The following is a 19072-nucleotide window of genomic DNA, read 5'->3' as shown; positions in this document are numbered from 1 at the left end:
CAAGCCGAAACAGGTTGCCCAAGCCTGGATAATCGCGAATGTATTTTCCGGGTAGATTCCGATGAATTGTCCGACACCCGACGTAGCGGCTATTGCTCGGCTCTGCGCTTCCTTTCTCGTTCGCACCATGCGTCGTATTCGTCATACATGCTGTAAATATCCTCGGAAATATGTACCTTTGGATCAAGATCTGCAATGAAATCCATCCAGTATCCGAAACTTGGAAGTCTTATAGAAGCCTGTTCTTTCTTTGACGCCAGTTTTTCCTTGAGGTTTTCGCTGCCAACGATGTCGTATTTCTCCATGTCGCCTTCAGTCAACTTCGTATTGAGCGGCTTACCTCTGCGCTTGGTAAATTTCTTTTTTGCTTCTGATGATTCTGTGCCGGATACAAGATCAAACGCATCGGCGTTGGCATAGTGCGACGGTCGCCCGAAGTGTTCAGGCCCCTCCAGCTTGACGTTAAACGCCTCGGCGCTTCTCAGTTGCGCGATGAGTTGCTCGACCTCGTCGTCCGTGAGAAAGAAATGGAGTGGCTCGGCGGTCGACGTGGTGGCCATCTGCGCAGACTCGGCGCTCCAGACCAGATATCTGCCATAGATGCCTCTGACAACCCCTTGCGCCATATCGGAATAGATCTGGCTGCGCGGCGTCAGCGAGCCATCATCGTGATGCATCAAGTCCATGAATTCTTCGCCGCCAGTCGACTGATCCCGGTTATTCATCGGATCGTCGGTACGGCTGTCGGACTTCGCAATGCGAGAACTCCGGCCGCCGCTGCCCATATAGTCCGGAGAGATGAGATTGGAACCCAGGCGGGTCAATGCCAATGCTCTTGAAGACCAATCCAGATGCAGTGCATCTTGCAGGCGTCTCTGCTGTTCTTCTGTCATGTGCTCGAACAACCAGGCCAACACGTTCTTCCCCAGTTTGTGATGCGCGTCTTTCACCATGTCATGGCCTTTGCTCCATCCACCGGTATTGGTATTCGGCTCCATGTCATCCAGAAAACGGGTAGATTTCGCTTCACCGGAGGGGAGCGATAGGCTGGGAATAGGACTTGGGATAGGGATAGAAAGAGAAGGAACATGGGTTTTCGTTGGAGCTTGTTCCAGTTCTTTCGCATAATGACCGGCGCGGATGCGTTCAACCAGCTCGGCATAGCTCGTTACCGTTATCTCGGCATTTATCTTGTGCAACCTTAGCACCGCATTTTTGATGCTTTCATCGGGTTCTTCTGATACCGCGCCGGCGATTTCCGTCGTCCAGATATCGAGGCCGTTGGTTCCGATAATGACGCGCTGAACGGGTGCAAGAGCGCCATGCGTCATGCCGCCGGTGTCGCGTTGCAAAACAGCACGTTGGCTGCTGTCTTCGGTCGCGTGCAACGGATGCAATTGCTCGCTGGCTTGAAGGGCCTTTGCCCCCATAAGATCCGCTTCTTGCTCCAGAGAACGATCATCGTTGACTGGCGTTCCGGCCTTCATCTGCATGGTCGGCGCCACGCGGCCCTGCGCCTGTTGCACCACATGCCAGGCTTCATGCGGCAAATGCCGTTCCTGCCCCGGCCCCACGTGGATTTCACTGCCCTGAGCGTAGGCATGGGCGTTCAATTGCGCCGGTTGCGCCGAGTTGTAATGAACCTTGACATGATCCATCGACATGCCGGACAGCGACTCGATGCCTGACTTCAGGCCGTCCGGCAGGCCGGTGTCGTTGCTGGCGAAAGCCAACGGCGCTTGCTTGGCCTCGCTTGGTTCGGCTTTCCCTTGCAACGTCGCGCCTGCCAGTTGCATTGGCGTGGATACGGGGTTTCCGGGGGCCGGTCCCGTTTTGCGCTGTGCTGTCGAGCGGGAACTGTCATGAGCCAGACTCTGAAGCCTTTGCAGTCCCATCGCTTCGGGGCGGTTATCCGAAAAAACGGCATTGCCGTCGATCCGCCGTGTCGGAATGTTGGCCGTCGCGGTATCTTGTTTGGCTTGCCTTGCTTCTTTTTGTTGTGGTGCCTTCATGTTCTTCTCCATCTGCTTGCATCACGCCATCCGGACTCCGGCCGGAGCCGCCTTCCTGGACAGAGAGGGCGGCTCCAGTTTCAATTTCCATGCTTGTACGAGTTCAATGATGCCGAGGCCTCTCGGTTTCGGCAATTGCCTCTTTCCAGATGCGCACATTGATATCGGACAGATCGTCATCCTGCTGGAACAGGCAGTCTGGCGGCAGCAGGATTGTCATTTCTTGCGGGCACCAATTCGTAGGTATACATTACCCCCTCATTCTTGCGCTCGGCAAAATACTGGTCTGCCGCGACCACGGCATGGTCGTCGCGGTACTGCCAGTTGCCGGTGACCGGATGACGTGTGCTGGCCGTGTAGTGACCGCTATTCATGTTCTTGCCCACATGATGAATAACTACCTTCAACCGATACCAGTTATCGCCGATGCGCAAATATTCGGGCGTATCGACCGGCCGCTCATCCTTGAAACCGAATTGCGCCCGTTTTAATGTGATCGTGACCACGCTCGGGACGTTGGTGATTTCTATATGGCGCGTTGCCGTAGCGGTGTACATGCCGCCGTTATAGCGTGCGTAAATGCCGGGAATTTGCTCATTGCCCATATGCCGGTTGATCAGGCCTTGCAAGCTCAGGGCGGCGCCCTGCGGCGCCGGCGCCGGCATCGGCAATTCAAGCAGCAATTCATTTTCATGCTTGCGCCAGGTCATCGCCTGATCGGTAATTTGTCCGATCCTGTCCGGAGTGGCATGTACCGCAGCCGTTCTGACGGCGCCGGTAAAATCGGTTACCACGGTCTGCCTGATCTGCGCCGCGGCCGTATCGGCTTCGAAGTAGTCAAGCAACCGGCGGAAGATCGCTTCGCTGGGATCTTGCTGGGCAGTCACGCTGGTCTGGCCGGCGTCTATCGCTTGCACCGATGGCTGCGGCAACAAACCGCGCTCATCCAGCAGAAGACGTAATTGCGCAATGGCCTGCCCCTCCACCAGGGTGCCCGCGCGCACGAGGGTCAAAATGGCATGGACCGCCGCGCGCAGCGTCCGCCTGCGTTGCGCGGCGGCACGTTGCAGTTCCGGTGCATCGTCTGCCGGCGTATCGGCCGCCTTGGGCGCAAAAATGTTGTAATAAGTATCGACAAACGCCAGCATCGTCAGGCCGACGCCCAGATAACAACTGTTGCCGACCCGCATCACGCCCGTATTGACCGAAGCCTGATGCGGATAGGCGCCTGCCTGTCTTTTTCCGGCGGATTTCGACGCCGTCGAGCCGGTCGACCCAGCGGAGTCCCGCCCGCTGACGCCCCTTGCCAGAGCGCGCCCCTGGATGTCGGCCTGCTCCGCTTTCGGCAGCGCATTGAGCGCGATTCGGATCGCCGGATCCGCCTTCGCCTTGTCATCGCCATACTCCTTCGCCAGTCCACCGACAACGACATCGATCTCGCTATTGAGCAAGACATAGGCAGCGTTTGCATTCCTTGTGAGTTCCCCCTTTACCGCACTGCCACCGCCGCTCGTGCCAGGGGTGGCCTTGCCCGTTTCCGCCAGGGTCTTCTGCATTTCCAGCCACTCCTTGGTCTTGCCGCGTTCGGCCATGAAGAGGTTGTAGTCAGGCGCCGCCTTGAAAAATTGCCGCGCCCATTCTTCATTGGCGGCGCCGGTGATGCTATCGCCATCCCCGAAGGTATCGCTTTCGGCTGCGCGCAGATCTTCGAACAGGCCCAGGAATTGGTTGCACAGAATGCTGTCATTCAGACTCATCAAGCCTTCAAGCGCTTTACCGACGACAATCACATGGCCGAATTGCAGCTTGTCGAGTCCCGACTGCGCATGCTTGGCGCCGCTGTTGAACAAGACAAAGCGCACCAGGCCCAGAGCAGCCTCGCGTTCCATGCTCTTGATGCCGAGCATAATTTGCGGGTGCATGATATCGGTATTGGTCAAGTCCGCCATGATGGTGATCGGATGCCTGGGCACGATGGCGTCGGATTCCGTAGCAGGCGCCGTCGATAGCGCCGGCATCGCTCCGGTGCCGGCCGGCGTCTTCGGCGTTGCAGCCGCAGTTGATGCTGACACCGAAGTTCCGGTGGCAGTCGCCGGCGCGGTTGCCGGAGAGGCTGAGGCAGACAAGCGTTTGCGCACTTCCTCAATCCGCTGCGCGAACACCGCATGCACCATATGCGCGTCCTCAGCCGGCTCAACCGTGGTGAGATAAGGGCTTGGATCAACCAGATAAGTCGACGGCGTTGGCGGGGCTGGCGGCGCTTCCTTGGATCCGGTTTTAGCCTTGGCTGGTGCCTTGGCCTTGACTTTCGGCGGGGCGGTATCGGTATGCGACAAACCGCCCTCCTTGACATTGTTCTCGATCTCGAAATACGCCTCGGCCGAACTGTAGGAAAGATGAAAGTCGCTTTTCGTTTCCTTGGCCTTCTTCTTTCCCTTCCCTTGCGCCTCTGCTTTTTGCTGCTCTTCCTTGAGCAAGCCCATCGCATAGGCCGAGGCTTGTTCCCCGCTATCGGTGCGCGCCACCTGGACCGGCAACCCCAAGGCTTCGCCCAGGAATGCCTGGGTACGATCCTCGGTGCGTTCGCCGGCGTGGACATTGGTCGTGACCAGAAACACCAGCATGGCTTCGCATAACTCTTCCGTCGCATTGCGCAGGATATTATGGACTTGCGACCGGGTCGAAAGAATTTGCCGAACGCCCTCGGGTTTTGCGGCGTCGACCTTATGCAAGGCCTCAAGACGGGTGAAGCCGTCATCGGCGGCAGTCATCGCCAGGCTGATCTGTCCCAACGCGCCAAGACGGGTAATGATCCAGGTTCTTGGATCATACGCGCCTGGCGCCATCGCCTGATGCAGCAGCGCCATCAGCATGGTGAACGCATTATTCATCGGCTCCACGATGGGCATCTCCCAATCGAACAAGTCTCCCCTGGCGGCCGATGGCGCCGCAATGGAGATCTTGCTGCCGGCAATGCGCTTGAGCGCTGCCTTGGTCCCTGCTTCGAGGGCGGAGAGATAATTGTCGCGCGATTGATATGCAGCGATATCACCTTGCAGGCCGCTACCGGTACCGCCCCTTCGCACCCCGGCAGCGGCCGGATCGGGCAATGCCCGTTCGCTGCGGGCGTATGCCAGATAGTCGGCAAGTGAAAGGCCCGTACTGCCGGCAGAAGCCACGACCGCCTTGTGGTAGGCCACCAGGCGCGGATGCGAGCCGCCCGCCATCGCTTGCATGGGCCGCTCGCTGCGATGGCTCACGCCCAGCAGCGTCTTTGCCGCAAGCGTGGGCTTGGATTCACTGGCGGCCTTTGTATATTCAAGGACAAGTTGCTGATCAAGATCTTGCAACGCCAGACAGATGACATGGCGATATTCCGGCGGCTCGGTTCCCCATGAAAGGCGGAACGATGCTTCGGTGTCAGTCACCGAAGCATCCATGAATCCAAAACTTTGACGCAGTTGAATGCCAAGCTCCATACCGTTTTGCGCCGCATGTACCGCAACGCGCGCGGCAAAGAACGTGCGCAAGACATCCACAAAGACATAAAAGTCTTTATTGGTGAGTTCTTCAATGGGCAGTGGCCGGACCACTTCGACAGTGATCTGCGGATTGCCGCGCTGGCCGGCCACCCTGAGATGCGTCAATTTGGGCAAATCGACCAGCATGCGCCTGCCGCGGGTATTGGCCTGGCCGATCTTGCGCAACTCCACACTGGAACTGATCAACGGATCGACCGCCTCCTCCAGAGGATCCCGGCTGACCAACCCTTCTTTCGACGATGCGGCGCCGATGGCGAGCGGCGCGCCTGACGGCTCACTTGCCGATGCGGCGGCGGCGGATGGAGCGAGGCCAAGACCCGGCGGCTGGCTAAGCACGCCAGAGCGCTCTTGCAGATCGATCAACCGGTTCATGAGCACATCAAGATGCGCATCGGTCGTAAAGGGAATCGTCTTGGGAATCTCTACAGCATCTCCGGTAGCCCGGTATTGTTCCGCCAGCAGCGCTTCCAGACCGTCCCGGTCTTTCTCCAGCGCTATCTGGACCGCCGAAGGCAGCGCAGTGGCATTGCTTTTGCGCAGGCCCAGATGAGCGGAATAGATTTCACTATGTTTGCCCGACACACGATACGTTCCCGTCGGCCCGGAAGTATCGCCGGCGCGTCCTTGAGGCCCGCGGCGCCTGGTGACAATCTTTTTTCTTGATTCGGTGCTTTGGGAAGATGTCCCCTTTGTGCTGAGGCCATATAAATCGTACAGTACCGGTTCATGCGGAGCCAGCAGGTTTTTTTTGGGGAATTCACCCAACGCCATCAAGCTTTTGTACAGATCGATCTGGCCGTGATTCTTGTCCTGCGAACGGTAGTAAACCATTGGATCATCGCGATCAAGAGGCGAAACCTGGCGGCGCGGGCGATCGTCATGCATGGACGGCTGCAAATCCCGAAACGAAGCCAGGTGAGCATGGTTGAGCAAGACCGCGGCAATCACGTCGGCATTCTCATCCGAATCCCCCGACAGCAGATCACCATGCAGATCGGCAGCCAGACGCGCAATATAGCCGCTCCATGCGCTGGTCGCGGAAGCGCTCAGTTGCTGGTTGGACTGCGCCAGTTCTTCGATGCTTCCACGATGAACCTCATCCTCCTTCGAAATCATCGATTTGAGCACGCTAGCAGGAGGCACAGGCCGATCGGATGAGCGCTTATCCGCACTCAGATCGGCATCGGCCGGGTCGTACATGGCCCCCCTGTTTTTGTCGCCGTCTATCGGAAAACGGGAGCGCTTGCGACTGGCGCCGGTCGTTGCCGCGGCGCTGCCGGAGGGACTTTCCGATACCGCCGCCGGCGCGCCGACAATCCCCTTGTTGTGCCGAAGCATGCGGATCAACTCATCCAAGCCTTCCGGGAAGACGACATTGTCCATATCCCACATATCCAGACACATCCGGCCTTCATCGTTGAGCACAATTTTTTGCGCCGAAAGCTGGGCGATGATCTGCTCCGTAGTGAATTGCATCCTGCGTTGGGCATCCAGGGAAATCATCCGCTGCACGACCGGCGCGGATGGGCTGGCGCCGGGCAAGATCGGCGCGGACGCTTTTCGTTGTATGGCTGGTGCGTAGACTTCCGGTTCTTCGATGCCGGCATCATCCTGAAGCCCGCGCGCCGCGCCGAGCTGATTGATCTGCTGCCGCTGCGCAACCATGCGCGGCCCATGACCGAGGGAGCTCATCAGCATTTGCTGATGCCGCATGCGAGAACTGTTGCCGGCCATGTCGGCGGCCTGACGCTGGGCAACCGCCTGAGGCCGGTTATCCGTGAAGCCGGACTCCCCTGTCAGTTTCAGCGCCTGCCCCGTCTCACCGCCGGTGGATTCGCTGGCTTTCCGAGTCGGATGCGGTACGCTGGTTTTCATGACAAGTTATGCGCTCCGGGAAACAATGGTCATCCGCGTAAAAAGCTTTTTCAAAGTTCGATACTAGGGCTGTAAGACTCAGATCTTGCATCCTCCTTTATGCGGATGTAATAGGAAAGAATCCCTGCTGTTGAAAAGAACCATTCTGAACCAGGCGCATCGCTCTGTGGTCTTGTCGGGCTGAAAGTCCAAGCCGATTCCTGTAATCGTTTTCGGATGGCGCATTTTGAGTAAATGCAGACGTTCGGCCTAATGCATCCTGCTGCCCCTGATCCTGCAAAGCTACTGCAATGCCGTGAAGATCGCCAAAACTTTGATTCCGATGAATGGTTCTGGCCTCCGAAACTTCGTCCTGATACCCCATCACCTCCGTACCATGAAGCGGTGTGTCATAGTCCGCTCTATCATGGCCATGGTGTTGGGCTTGTTGCTGTCGACGTTGCTCCATAATGAGGTAATGCAGGGCATGCGCCATTTCATGAAACAAATCCGTATCCACTGGAGACACGGAAATACGTGTTCCAAGTTGGCTTAAATCGGAATTTCCAAGACCATTGGGACTGCTCACGCGCTTGAACGATTGTGCATCATCAAACAAATGATCAGGAGGTAGCGTGACCGTCAAGGATTGCAGTTGATCGTTGGCAGCTCCACCATAGTGAGGAGATGCGTACAGATTGAAGTTTTGTTGAGTCTCTTCTTCCACGTAACGGATTGGTACGTTCAACTGAGCACTCAACTGCTCAATTTGGTTCATGAGGTCGAGGCCTTCCGCCGTGGAAATTATTTGCGCCAGAGCGGTTTTCGTTTTCAGTTTGACCGGTGCGCTCATCGGCTGGCCCTGTAAATTCAACCCAGCATCCACGGCAGGAAGCATGCCTCCCCATAATGCATTTTTTGCCGCACGTTGCGGATCGGCCGCATCATATATATCAAGCGCACCTCCAGCCAGGAGTGCATTCTGTATATACCCAGTCTGGGCATGATGCCTCAAATTCAGATGGGTAGCGGCCTCTTGCAAGCGAGCGTTGGAGACATGTAAAGTTTGATTCTGTGCATCGTAATTACTGCCCTGATTGACGTGATTCTCCAATTCCTGGTGATAAGCGATCCGGTTCTGAAGATTCGCCAAAAAAGATCCTTGGTCCGGGGCATGACGAAATATCTGAGGCTGGACTTGGATTTGATTTCCGCCGCCGAAATATTTCTCGGCGTAGTGTCCCATCGCTGCTCCTGCACCAGCCCCCAATACCGCGCCTGCCGCAATACCGGCCGGACCGCCAAGACTTCCCAAAATACCGCCCGCAACCCCTAATACTGCGCCGCCGATCCATTTTCCCCAGCCAGCTCGTTGAATTATGCCACCGGAGAATACCGAGCCGGTAGTGGCAAGATTGGATTGCCGCTGAAACAATCTTGTATCCTTTACCCCGGCACTCCTGTCGTCGTGCATCATTATCTGAATCGCGCGCATTTGCGGGGCAGTTGCACGATTGTCGACAAAGCCAGTAACGGCACCGCTGCCTGAGTTCCGTATCGGCGACGTAAACGCCTTTTTCCCCATGACGTCAGCCTCATTTTCCAGTGCCTTGTCATCGTTGACCGGCGCACCGCTTTTCATCTGCAAAGTCGGCTTCACTCGTCCCTGCATCTGCTGCACCACATGCCACGCCTCATGCGGAAGATGCCGCTCCTGCCCGGATGCAATATGAATGTCGCTGCCTTGCGCATAAGCATGTGCGTTGAGTTGAGCCGGCTTGTCCGAGTTGTAGTGGACCTTGACGTGATCCATCGACATGCCGGAGATCGATTCGACACCTGCCTTGAGCTGATCTGGAAGTCCCGTATTGTTGACGCCCCCTGCTCCGTCCTCCACTGTTTGAGCCGTCCCCGAGCTATCAGAGGCATGAATGGATTTGGCCTGTTTGGTCGACTCATCTTCCTCCGAATTTTCCCAGCGCTGGGCAACGTCCATTTCAGTCGCACTCAACGGCATGCTTCTGTCGCTCCCGGCGGCAGCCTCCGCCAGCTTGCGCTGCACGGCGGCGGAGGGGCGACGGTCGACGAAACCGACCGGCCGGATCGCATGCTTCTGCGTTACAGCAGCGATTTCTTTCTTTTTTGTCAATGCATTCGTTTTCATCACGACTCCTTTTCAGGTTTTTCGTCCTTATTGCGAATACGCTCAACCGCTCAGTCACATCTCAAGGCTGCTCATCCCGCGCCTTCAACAGATACTGGTACCAGGAAATCAAGCCGATAATAAACAGCACCAAAAAAATCGGAATCATGTATCCCCGCGCCAGCCAGCGCAGGAACGGGTCGCAGAACAGCAAGGCCATGGCCAGCAAGATCCACACTGCCGCGACGATCAGCGCCGGGGCGTGGCGGTAGCGCGCCATGGTTTCGCGCCACAGGCACGACCAGTAATACAGCGCCGCGCAGGCGACCAGCAGCATGAACGCCAGCTTGGTCGCCATGCGGAAAGCGTAGAGGTTTTCGCATACGGTCTTGCATACCGGGGAGGCCTGCGCACCGGGCACGTACTGGTAAAAATCGGCAATGCACTGGCTGATGTCGCGGGTGAGGTCGCACTGTTGCACGCCGGCCGTGGTCGACAGGACTTCGTCAATCGGCGCGGCTTTGTCGCCTGCGGCGGGCGGCAACGTCATCGACATCGGCCAGAAACCGATGCCGCCGAAGTTGTCCTTGAAATAGATGATGTCGTCTTGCAGTTGCTGCCAATTGTCATGGTCGAAGGTAATCACCGGCACCACCTGACGCAGCACCAGCGCGCGCTGCTCGCCATGCAGGGAATTCTCCATGCGCAGGCGCAGTTGCTTTTTCGAGTCGCTGGTCTCCTCTTCCAGCAACACCAGGAAATGCGGCCGCCGGTCCTGATCGCGCTCCACCGCTTTGAGAAAATCGACACTGCGATTGGCCGCGGCGGTGGTGATCAATCCATAGAGATTGGAATAGTCGTAGACGCCTTTGCCCAGCGCCGAGTGCCGCATCATCACGTTGATGATGTCGCCGGCCCGGGCCTGGCGCAACCGGGTGCGCAATGTGTCGACGAACCTGTTGAACACGCCGACCGAGACTTCGTCGTCTGGATAGCCGTCAAAGAACAAGGTGACGCCCGCGCCATTGGTCGGCACAAAACGGTCGCCGAACGGCAAGTGGCTCGATACGGTTGCGCTCCAGCTATTGAGCTTGATTGACATCAGCTTGACGATGCTGTTCGTCAGGCGCTGGAATACCAGTTCTTTGCGGTCCTTGTCCATCTTGCTCCAGGAGCGCCAGTCATTGCGCTGAATCACCCAGTCGACGGCAGTCTGGTGACGTTGCGCGATGTTGACGAAATCGTTCTGCGTGAGGTCGCCGTTCTCTGTCGCGGCGACAAAATCGCGCCCGTCGTTGGCTTGCCGGAGCTCGCCGCCGTCATCGAAGGTCGGGCCATAGTAGGCAATGCGCGACAAGGTGCTGAAATCCACCTTTTGCCGGGCGCCGGCCAACCAGAATGGATAAAAACCGTAAACTTCCCCGTCCAGTTCGTCGAGCACGCAACCGCAACCGTCGCCGTCCCACAGCACGCGTTTTTTGGGATCATAGGCCGGTTTCTTGCGCGCGGTCTCCCGGATCGAGGCGCGATACTTGATGTACAAGGCTTCGATCTGCTGCGGCATGGCCAGCGCCTCGGCCGGGCTGCATGCCTTGTCTTGCCACAGCTTGTCGAGTTGCTCGAACAGATTGGGATCCCTGATCGCCGTCTCAAGCTGCTTCATCTGCTCCGCCGACACCTTGCGGCGATAGCTTGCATTGCCCGGTGTGCCGCTCGGACAAGCGCCCACGCCGTTGCGCAAGCGCGCCATCACGGCTTTGTCGAACAGCCATTGCTGCGGATAGTCGAGGCCCTGCAATCCCTTGAGCATGTCCAGGATCACTTGCGGCACCGGCTCGTTCTTGCGGTTGGCGCTCAGCTCGGCCAGCGCGCGCGCCGTCAGGATATACGTGGTGCTGGTCTCGGCCGCCTTGACGATCTCCGGCATGTACTGGTCGATGGGTTCATTGACTTTTGCCGTCGCGTCGAGGATCGCCTCGGTGAAAAACGCCTCGTTGGGATAAGTGCCGGACAATGTCTCCAGTTCGTTGATGATCGCATCCGGCACGAGCTTGCCGTCCCTGAGCAATTGCAGCGAGCCCAGGGTCAGACGGTAACTTTGCTCATGCGCGGCCAGCCTGGCGGCAGGCAGATAGGACTCCGCCTGCGCGCCGAGATCCTTGAGCGCATCGAGCACGGCGGCGTCGAACAAGGGTTCGTTCAGATAAACCACGTCCTGCAACGCCGACAATTTTGCGATCACCTGCGACTTCGAGGCCAGCAGTTTGAAGTCGCCCTCGGTCAGGCTGTAACTGTAAATGGTCAGCAAGGCCCGGTCCGGATCCGGCGCCGGTTGCCGGGTATTGTCGGTTTCGTAGTGATAGAGCCGCAGCATGGCGACGATTTGCTCGTCGGTGCCGGCCAGGCGAATCTGGTAATAACGCGCCCGGTCCTCGGTATCGAAGCCGTCGATCCAATGCCCCAGGTCGCTGCTGATCAGGTCGGTTTTCCATTCCGGATGCGCCTTGACCGTGGCGGCAAAGTGCAACAGCGCGGCCACCGAGGCATTGGTCAGGTTGCCGGACGGTTCCATCTTGAATTCGAACCAGAAGCGATTCAGCCATGACAAGGTGATCGGGCCGACGATATTGTCCGAGAGCGGCATCGTGCTTTCACGATACGCCAGCATGTAGGCGGGATCTTCGGCATAGATTTCCAGCAAGGCCTGCTGTATCTGCTTGCGCAATGCGGGCGTAAATTTTTTCAGGACATCCTGCGACAACAACTGCACCGCCGCCCCGTCTCGCCCGACGGGCTGCAAGGCCACTTTGCTGACGATCAGCCGGGCCGCCTCCGGCGTCATCTGCTTGCTGTCCATCCATGACGGAGGGCGCGTCGTTTCCTGCTTGACGCTTGCGGATGCTTTCGTTTGGGCCTTGGCGGGGGTTGTGGCCGTAACCGGCGTAACCGGCGTAACCGGGGCAACCGGGGCATCAGGCGCACTTGGCATGCCTGGCGCAACGGCGGCATCATCCGCAGCCGGAGCGGCGTTGCCGGCCGCAGCCGGCAGCAGCGTGCAGCCGGCAACGACGATCAAGCGCGCAATGGCCGCCGTCATGGCGTCCCAAGCTATCGAAGAAGTCCTCATGTCAGATCGTCCGCCCTTCCTTGATAAATTCTTTCTTGACGCCGCGCAGCAGATCATCCTTGCTCACCTTGTCGCGCCCTTGCCGCTCCGCGCGCATGGCGGCATAACGCACCACGTTGAGCAACGCGCCGCCGGACAGGGTGTTCTCTTCGGCCAGATTCTCCAGGTTGACGTCATCAGCCAGATGGCGCCGCTGCGGAAAAATGTTTTGCCATAAACGCAGGCGCTGCAAACCGTCCGGGATCGGAAAGTAAATGGCGCTCTGGAAGCGGCGCGCAAATGCATCGTCGATATTGCTCTTGAGATTGCTGGCCAGGATCACCACACCCGGAAAATCCTCTATCCGTTGCAGCAGGTAGGCGATTTCCTGGTTGGCATGGCGGTCGTTGGAACTGCTGCCGTCCGTCCGTTTTCCGAACAGGGCATCGGCTTCGTCGAAGAACAGTATCCAGTTCTTGTTCTGCGCCTGGTCGAACACATTCGCCATGTTCTTTTCAGTCTCGCCGATGTACTTGGAGACGATCTTGGACAAGTCGATGCGATAGACATCGACATCCGCCGCCTTGCCCAGCAAGGTCGCCGTCAAGGTCTTGCCGGTGCCCGGCGGTCCGTAAAACAGGCTGCGATAACCGGGCTTGACGCTCTTGTCCAGATGCCAGCGCCGCATCACGGCGGCGCCGCCTTTGAGCCAGATCTTGATGTGTTCGATTTCTTCCAGCACTTCGGGCGCCAGCACCAGGTCGGACCAATCCAGTTGCGTAGTGATGCGCCTGGCCGGAAAGCCGGCGCTATAGTCGGGCTTGTGCTGGAGCCCGGACGTGCAGCGATCCAGGAAGTCGTTCTCGACGTTGAGCGAAGCGCTCAGGAACGGCTCGCCATCGGGACGTTGCTCCAGTTTCAGGATGGACTGGCGGGTAAAGAAATGATCGGCGTCAAACAGCTTGAGTACTTCAAAACGCCGCGCCAGATCGTCTCCGGCCAGGATGAACGCGGCGGTTTCGCAAGTCGGCAACAGCCCGGCGTGGTTCTTTCCCTTCCAGCCGCCGAATTCGGTATAGCTGCGCTCGGTATTCTTGTTGGCGGTAAACAGCAAATCCAGCGCCTGCGGACGGATATGCGGCAGCAGCGTGAGGATCAGGACCATGCGTTCGTCGAAATTCATGCCGTATTCGCGCACCGCTCCCGCAAACATCGACGGATCATCGCTCACATCCGGCGGCTGGTGCCGTTCGATTTCGTGAGGGCCGCCTTCGTGCATGAAATAGCCGTGGAAGCGCGTGGCCAGCACTTCGCTGAACCAGGCGATTTCTCGCTCCAGACTCTTTGCATTCGCCGTCAACGCATCCATCCCGTTCCCTTTTTTTATCTCGCCCCGGCGCATTCAGCGTCGTTCCCGCTTCGTTTCAACGCCGCCATTGCCGGCCATTTCATTCACGACATCCATTGCACCCACAGCAGCTTTTCCATCCACGGATAGCGGATCGTGGAAATGCTCCAGGGAAGTTTTTCCATCAACATGTCAAAAGGTCCACTGCGCACCCGCAAGTGCCAGCCATCCTCCTTCAGCGACAAATAACCGGGCCGTTGCAGAAAGGTCTCGCGCAAGCCGCGAATCGAGGTATTGCCCAGCATCTTCCAGTGCGCAATCATGGCCGACAGCATTTGCTCGATCAGTTCGCTCTCCGCTGCCGTGATCTCGATTTCGCATATCATCGGCGTTTTCGAATGCACACCGCAGAGCAATTTATTGAGCGTCAACTGATACTCCGGCGCGGCTGTTTGCTCGTATGCGATGAATTGCAGCAACAGCGCCGCCCGTTGGGCCGCCGCCTCATCGACGAAGGCATCGGCCTGCGTCAATCCCAGCGTCTCCCATACCCGCGACAGGAACGGCCAGCAAAGCACCACGCCGGCATTGGGCACAAACGTTTCCGCATGGGTAGCTGAAGCGGTTTCTCCGGCGGCAGGCGCCGGCACATGCGCAGCCTCGCCAGGCTTGCCTGCACCGGTGCTGACGGCAACCTCGGCGACATGAGTCGCAGCTCCACGGCCGGCGCCTGTCGGCGGCGCATCGACGGCGATGCCCATCTGACTGCGTAGACGGGCGGTCAATGCGGATGAAACCGGCGTACCGGTCCGATGCGCCAGGAAGTCGAGCAATTCGCCGGCAAAGCGCGAAGGCTCAAACACGCGCTCGACCGCAAACAGGTATGGCAACAGAAAAGCCCACTCCAGGCGCGCCAGATGCGTGGCCGTCAATTGCCGGTTGAATTCGGCAAACATGTCGGCAACATCCCCGGCGTAGCGTCGCATGCGTTGCAGTTGCGTCGGCGAATGCGGCGTCAGGGCGAACAAACGCGACCACGATGACCATGAAGGAAGCGAAGCGGTCGGCAGCAACGCCAGAAAACGCTCGACCGCGGCCGGATTGCCGGACAACTTCGCCAGAACCGGTACAAACATCGGCGCTCCCGTTTCGAGAACCTGCGACAGCCAGTTGACCAGACCGTCCGGGGCGGCGCCTGTACCGGAGCCGAACCCTGGAGAAAGCAAAAAATCAATGTATGCCTGGCTTTTATCGACGACGGTTTCGACTACGCTCCGTGGTTCGGCGACACCGGACGCTGCTGCCGCTTCCGTGGATGCCGCAGCATGCGGCCCGGCGCCGTCTTCATCTTCCGAAAGGATTTCTCCATCGACGCTCCGCTCCGCCATCGCCTCCAGATCCAGATCCAGTTCCTGTTCATGCAGCAGCGCATGCAATACCGAACGGAAATAGCGTTCGCGGCTGTGCCCGGCAGCTTGCGGGGCCTGCGCAGCAATCGCCTGCATGAATGTCTGTTGCTGCTCAATTGCGGCTTCGCCATGAACGGCAATGAACGCTTCCACCACGCGCGCCAGGTCGGCCGCCGCCATCGGCATGCCTATGCCAAGGGAGACATTTTTCAGGCGCGCAAAGCGTTGCCGAAGATCGATACCGATCTCGTCGGGAATGCTCTCTCGCGACATCAATAGGGAAGACTCGCCGGATATCGTCAGCCGGCGGTGATGCAGCAGAATCTCTCGCAAATCGTCAAGATTGTCGGAGATAGTCGCCGTTTTTTCCGTTGTCGCGGATGGATAGCCCGGCTCTACAGCTATGCCGATGACAGTTGCGTGTACCGCATTTTCTTCATTTCCTGGAACAGCTGCGATGATGGCCGATGCCGATGCCTGTGCCTTAGCCGACAGCTGCTGCCAGTTGGCCAGATAACGGCGTTGCCAAGCCTGTTGGTTTAGCGCCGCATCGCGTGCGAGCATGGCAAAAAAGGTTTCTGCCTGACGCTCATAAGGCGGCTCGGCCATCGCATCTTTTTCTGCATCCTTCAGCAATGCCGGCAAAGTATTTTCCCCGGCTGCCGGATTCTCTGGATTCTCCGGATCGTTCTCTTCCTGCGCCCGGATCAATACATGGCGCAAGCCGGCTTGCCACAATTTGCGCTTCCAGGCGGAGAACTCGGCCGGCATGGCCGCGCCCGGTGTTTCTCCGGTCCCGGTTTGTTCTGCGTTGGACACGGCGGCATTATTTGCGAGCGCTTTATCCGTGGCGATCATATCGACTGCGGAATTCTGCCCTCCTCCCGCACCCTCCGCCGCAGCCCAGGCCTCCGGATCGCGCAACAGCGCCCATATCGGCGCCGCTGCCGGCGCCAGCAGCGCGATCATGTCGTAGAGTATGCTTTCCGGAAAAGACAAGGCGATGCGTTCAAGGATATCGTCGCGGATACCGTAATGCTGCAATGCCTCGCGCAGCAGCGGCGCATGTTTGCGCAGCAGAACATCCCAGTCGGCATAGAGCGGGGCCGGGTCCCCCTTCATCAAGGCTTTGGCAAGACGGCCGATCAATTTCGCCTTGTCCCGCTCGTCGATATGTTCCGGTTCATGCGGTATGGAAACGGCCTTGGCCCCATCCGATCCGGCTAATACGGCCGATCCGATCGGCGCCAGCGGGGTCTCCGGCGACGGCGATGCATCCCCTTCGATTGCGGCAAACGCTTCAAGATCGACGATCCGGTTCTGCGCCAGCGCATGCAAAACCTGAACGTAATAGGTATGCGGATCGCGCGCAACGCTCGCATGGTCGACAATGGCCCGGAAGAAGGACGGCTCGCTCACCGCCTCATGCAGCAGTTGTTTCAGTTGCGCTACGCTTAACGTCCACGCTTGCAACGGCTGCGCCTCGCCGGCCTTGCGCCGCTCATTCAAGAAAGGCTTGCCGACAGCATCATGCGGATGATGCCCGGGGTGCCTGGCGTTGTCCTCCCCGTCTTTTACTTGTTCATGTCTTTGCCCATGTTGCGCCGGCATGCCAGCCGCGCTCTCCGGCAGTCGCAGTTGCGCCAGATAATCTGCCAGATGCTTATCGGCAGGCGCGGCACGTTCCATGCCTGCGGCAAGATATGCCGACATGTCGAACGCCGATGGCGCCGCCGTGGCATCAAATGCAGCCGTTGCAGTTTGCTCCTGCGCACGCGCCGCCTGCAGCAGATACGCAATCGCACCGCGCCACCAGTTTCGCCGCCAGTCGTTCCAGCGCGCCGCGCCGTCCTGGCCTTCGTCATCCAGCCATGCGCGCAGTTGAGGATCGGCCCAGACATGCGCCGTCAATTCCGCAGCCTGCGGCGCCAGCAAGGCCAGCATATCGGCCAGCAAGGAAAGCGGAAAAGTCGAAGCGATTTTTTCCCGGATTTCGCTGTAGCCGCTGTAGTGCAACATCGCGGAACGCAACATCTCCGGCCGGCTATCACGAAACGTACCCCAGTCGTCATAAATATCGCCCGCATTGCCGCCCATCAGCGCGGCGATCACCTGGTTCCTGAGCGTGACCGCGGTAGACGGCGGCTGGTACGCCATTCCGGCTCGTTCCTCCGGAGGAATCGCGACGTTCGCCGATTTTGCCGTCATCAATGCGGCGCCGGCATTGCCGGCGCTGCCGTTCACATGTGCCGCGGCATCGGTTCGGACGTTACCCATATCCTGCAATGCCGACAGCGCAGCGGCCAACTCCTGCATCCGGCCGTCCGATACGGCGGCCTGATGCAGTTGCGACAAGATGGCCGAACGCGTTTGCCGCTCCGGTTCCGGCAGTGCAAAGACCAGGGTCGCGACCACATATTCCAGAAGCTGCGCCAGGCGAGGCGGCTGCGGCGACGACGTCAGACTGACGCCAAAAACGTGCTCCCAGGCCGTGGACAGCGCCTGCGCCACTGCCTGGCGGGCAAGGCCGGTTCGGCCCAGCAGGCGTTCCAGAGTATCGAGCTGTTTGATCGCGGCGTCGGCATGGCGCGGGTTGAAGTGCTGCAAAGACGCCTGCAACATGTCCGGGGACGATTGACCGATCAGATGTCTCAATAAGCCGAGGTCAGGCCATTGCGCCGCCAGCGTGCGCCACATCGCCGGCAATCCGTCGTCCGACGGCAGGTTGGCCGACACGGCCGAAGCGGCCGTCGTCCGTGCCATGCCAGCGCCATCGGCCACGACAGCCAGCGCACGATCCATCTCATTTTGAGGGAAGCCGCCACGGCGCGCCTCGATGCGCTGAATCAATTCGCGCGCCACCTGCAAAACGGCATGTTGTCGTTGCGCCGCCATCTTGGCCAGCGCCGCCTGCAGGATGGCAGCCGCCGACGGCGTTGCCCCCTGCGGTTCCAGGCACACGGCGAAAATCTCTTCCCACACAGCGTACATGGCCTCGCTCCACACGGAGCGTTCCAGCCCCGCCTCTTGCAGCAACGCCTGCAACGCGGCGACGCGCCGTACCAGAACATCGGCGCCGGCAGGCGCCAGATGCTGCAACAAAGCCTGCAATTGCGCCGCAGGAAACTGGCGCGCCAACCGCGCCACTTGCACGCTGCGCCGGGACGATGCGCGCAAGGCCGGCAACAATACGTCGGCGCTATGCTGCAATACCCGTTGCAGCAAGCTTTGATGGATCGCTGCGGCGTCGCCGGCCGAAGCGGCGCCATCGGAAGCAGCGTTCTCCAGTTGCCATGGCAACGTGCCGTCGGCAAGAAAAGCCAGCAGCATTTCCACATCCGCCCGGCTGCGCGGGATACGGCGCGCCGCAGGCGGTTTCGCGGCATCTCCCTGCAAGACTTTTTCCAGCGCCATCCTGAGATTTTCCGCCAACGCCGCCGGAAAATCGGCTTCGTTCACGTTGCCGACATCGATCTCCAGCGCGTCGATCTGCCAGACGGCATCGCTGTCGGCATACTCATCAAACACCTGATCCATCACCGGCAGCAACTTCTCCACCACCAGGGCGCGCAATGCGTCGGCCTGCGTCATCTCCAGCGTCGGCGAGGCAAACGCGATATCGAACAGCAGCTCGTCAATGCGGTGTCTGGCGCTCATC

6 protein-coding genes are annotated in these 19072 nt (G+C 59.0%); all 6 read right to left on the bottom strand.

Annotation, left to right across the window (positions count from 1 at the left end):
• Positions 1-89 precede the first annotated feature (89 nt).
• A complete protein-coding gene (locus AC07N6_RS05830) occupies positions 90-2012 on the bottom strand; it encodes an eCIS core domain-containing protein (RefSeq protein ID WP_494779375.1) in 1923 nt (640 codons plus the stop codon).
• Positions 2013-2188: 176 nt separating this feature from the next.
• Complete coding sequence (locus AC07N6_RS05825; protein WP_494779374.1) at positions 2189-7429, bottom strand: ubiquitin carboxyl-terminal hydrolase; 5241 nt, start codon at positions 7427-7429, stop codon at positions 2189-2191.
• Between the two features lie 97 nt (positions 7430-7526).
• Positions 7527-9572 (bottom strand): eCIS core domain-containing protein, encoded by a 2046-nt coding sequence (locus AC07N6_RS05820; protein ID WP_494779373.1) that lies wholly within the window; start codon positions 9570-9572, stop codon positions 7527-7529.
• 61 nt (positions 9573-9633) lie between these two features.
• On the bottom strand, positions 9634-12408 hold the full coding sequence (locus tag AC07N6_RS05815; protein WP_494779372.1) for a hypothetical protein: 2775 nt from the start codon (positions 12406-12408) through the stop codon (positions 9634-9636).
• 271 nt (positions 12409-12679) lie between these two features.
• On the bottom strand, positions 12680-14026 hold the full coding sequence (locus tag AC07N6_RS05810) for an ATP-binding protein (RefSeq protein ID WP_494779371.1): 1347 nt from the start codon (positions 14024-14026) through the stop codon (positions 12680-12682).
• 83 nt (positions 14027-14109) lie between these two features.
• Entirely contained in the window at positions 14110-19071 is a 4962-nt protein-coding gene (locus AC07N6_RS05805) for a contractile injection system tape measure protein (protein WP_494779370.1), read from the bottom strand.
• Position 19072: the final 1 nt, after the last annotated feature.

The sequence above is a fragment of the Herbaspirillum sp. GW821-FHT09A12 genome, assembly GCF_059418325.1.
Note: the sequence above shows the minus strand (reverse complement) of the source record. Positions and strands in the feature narration are given on the sequence as shown.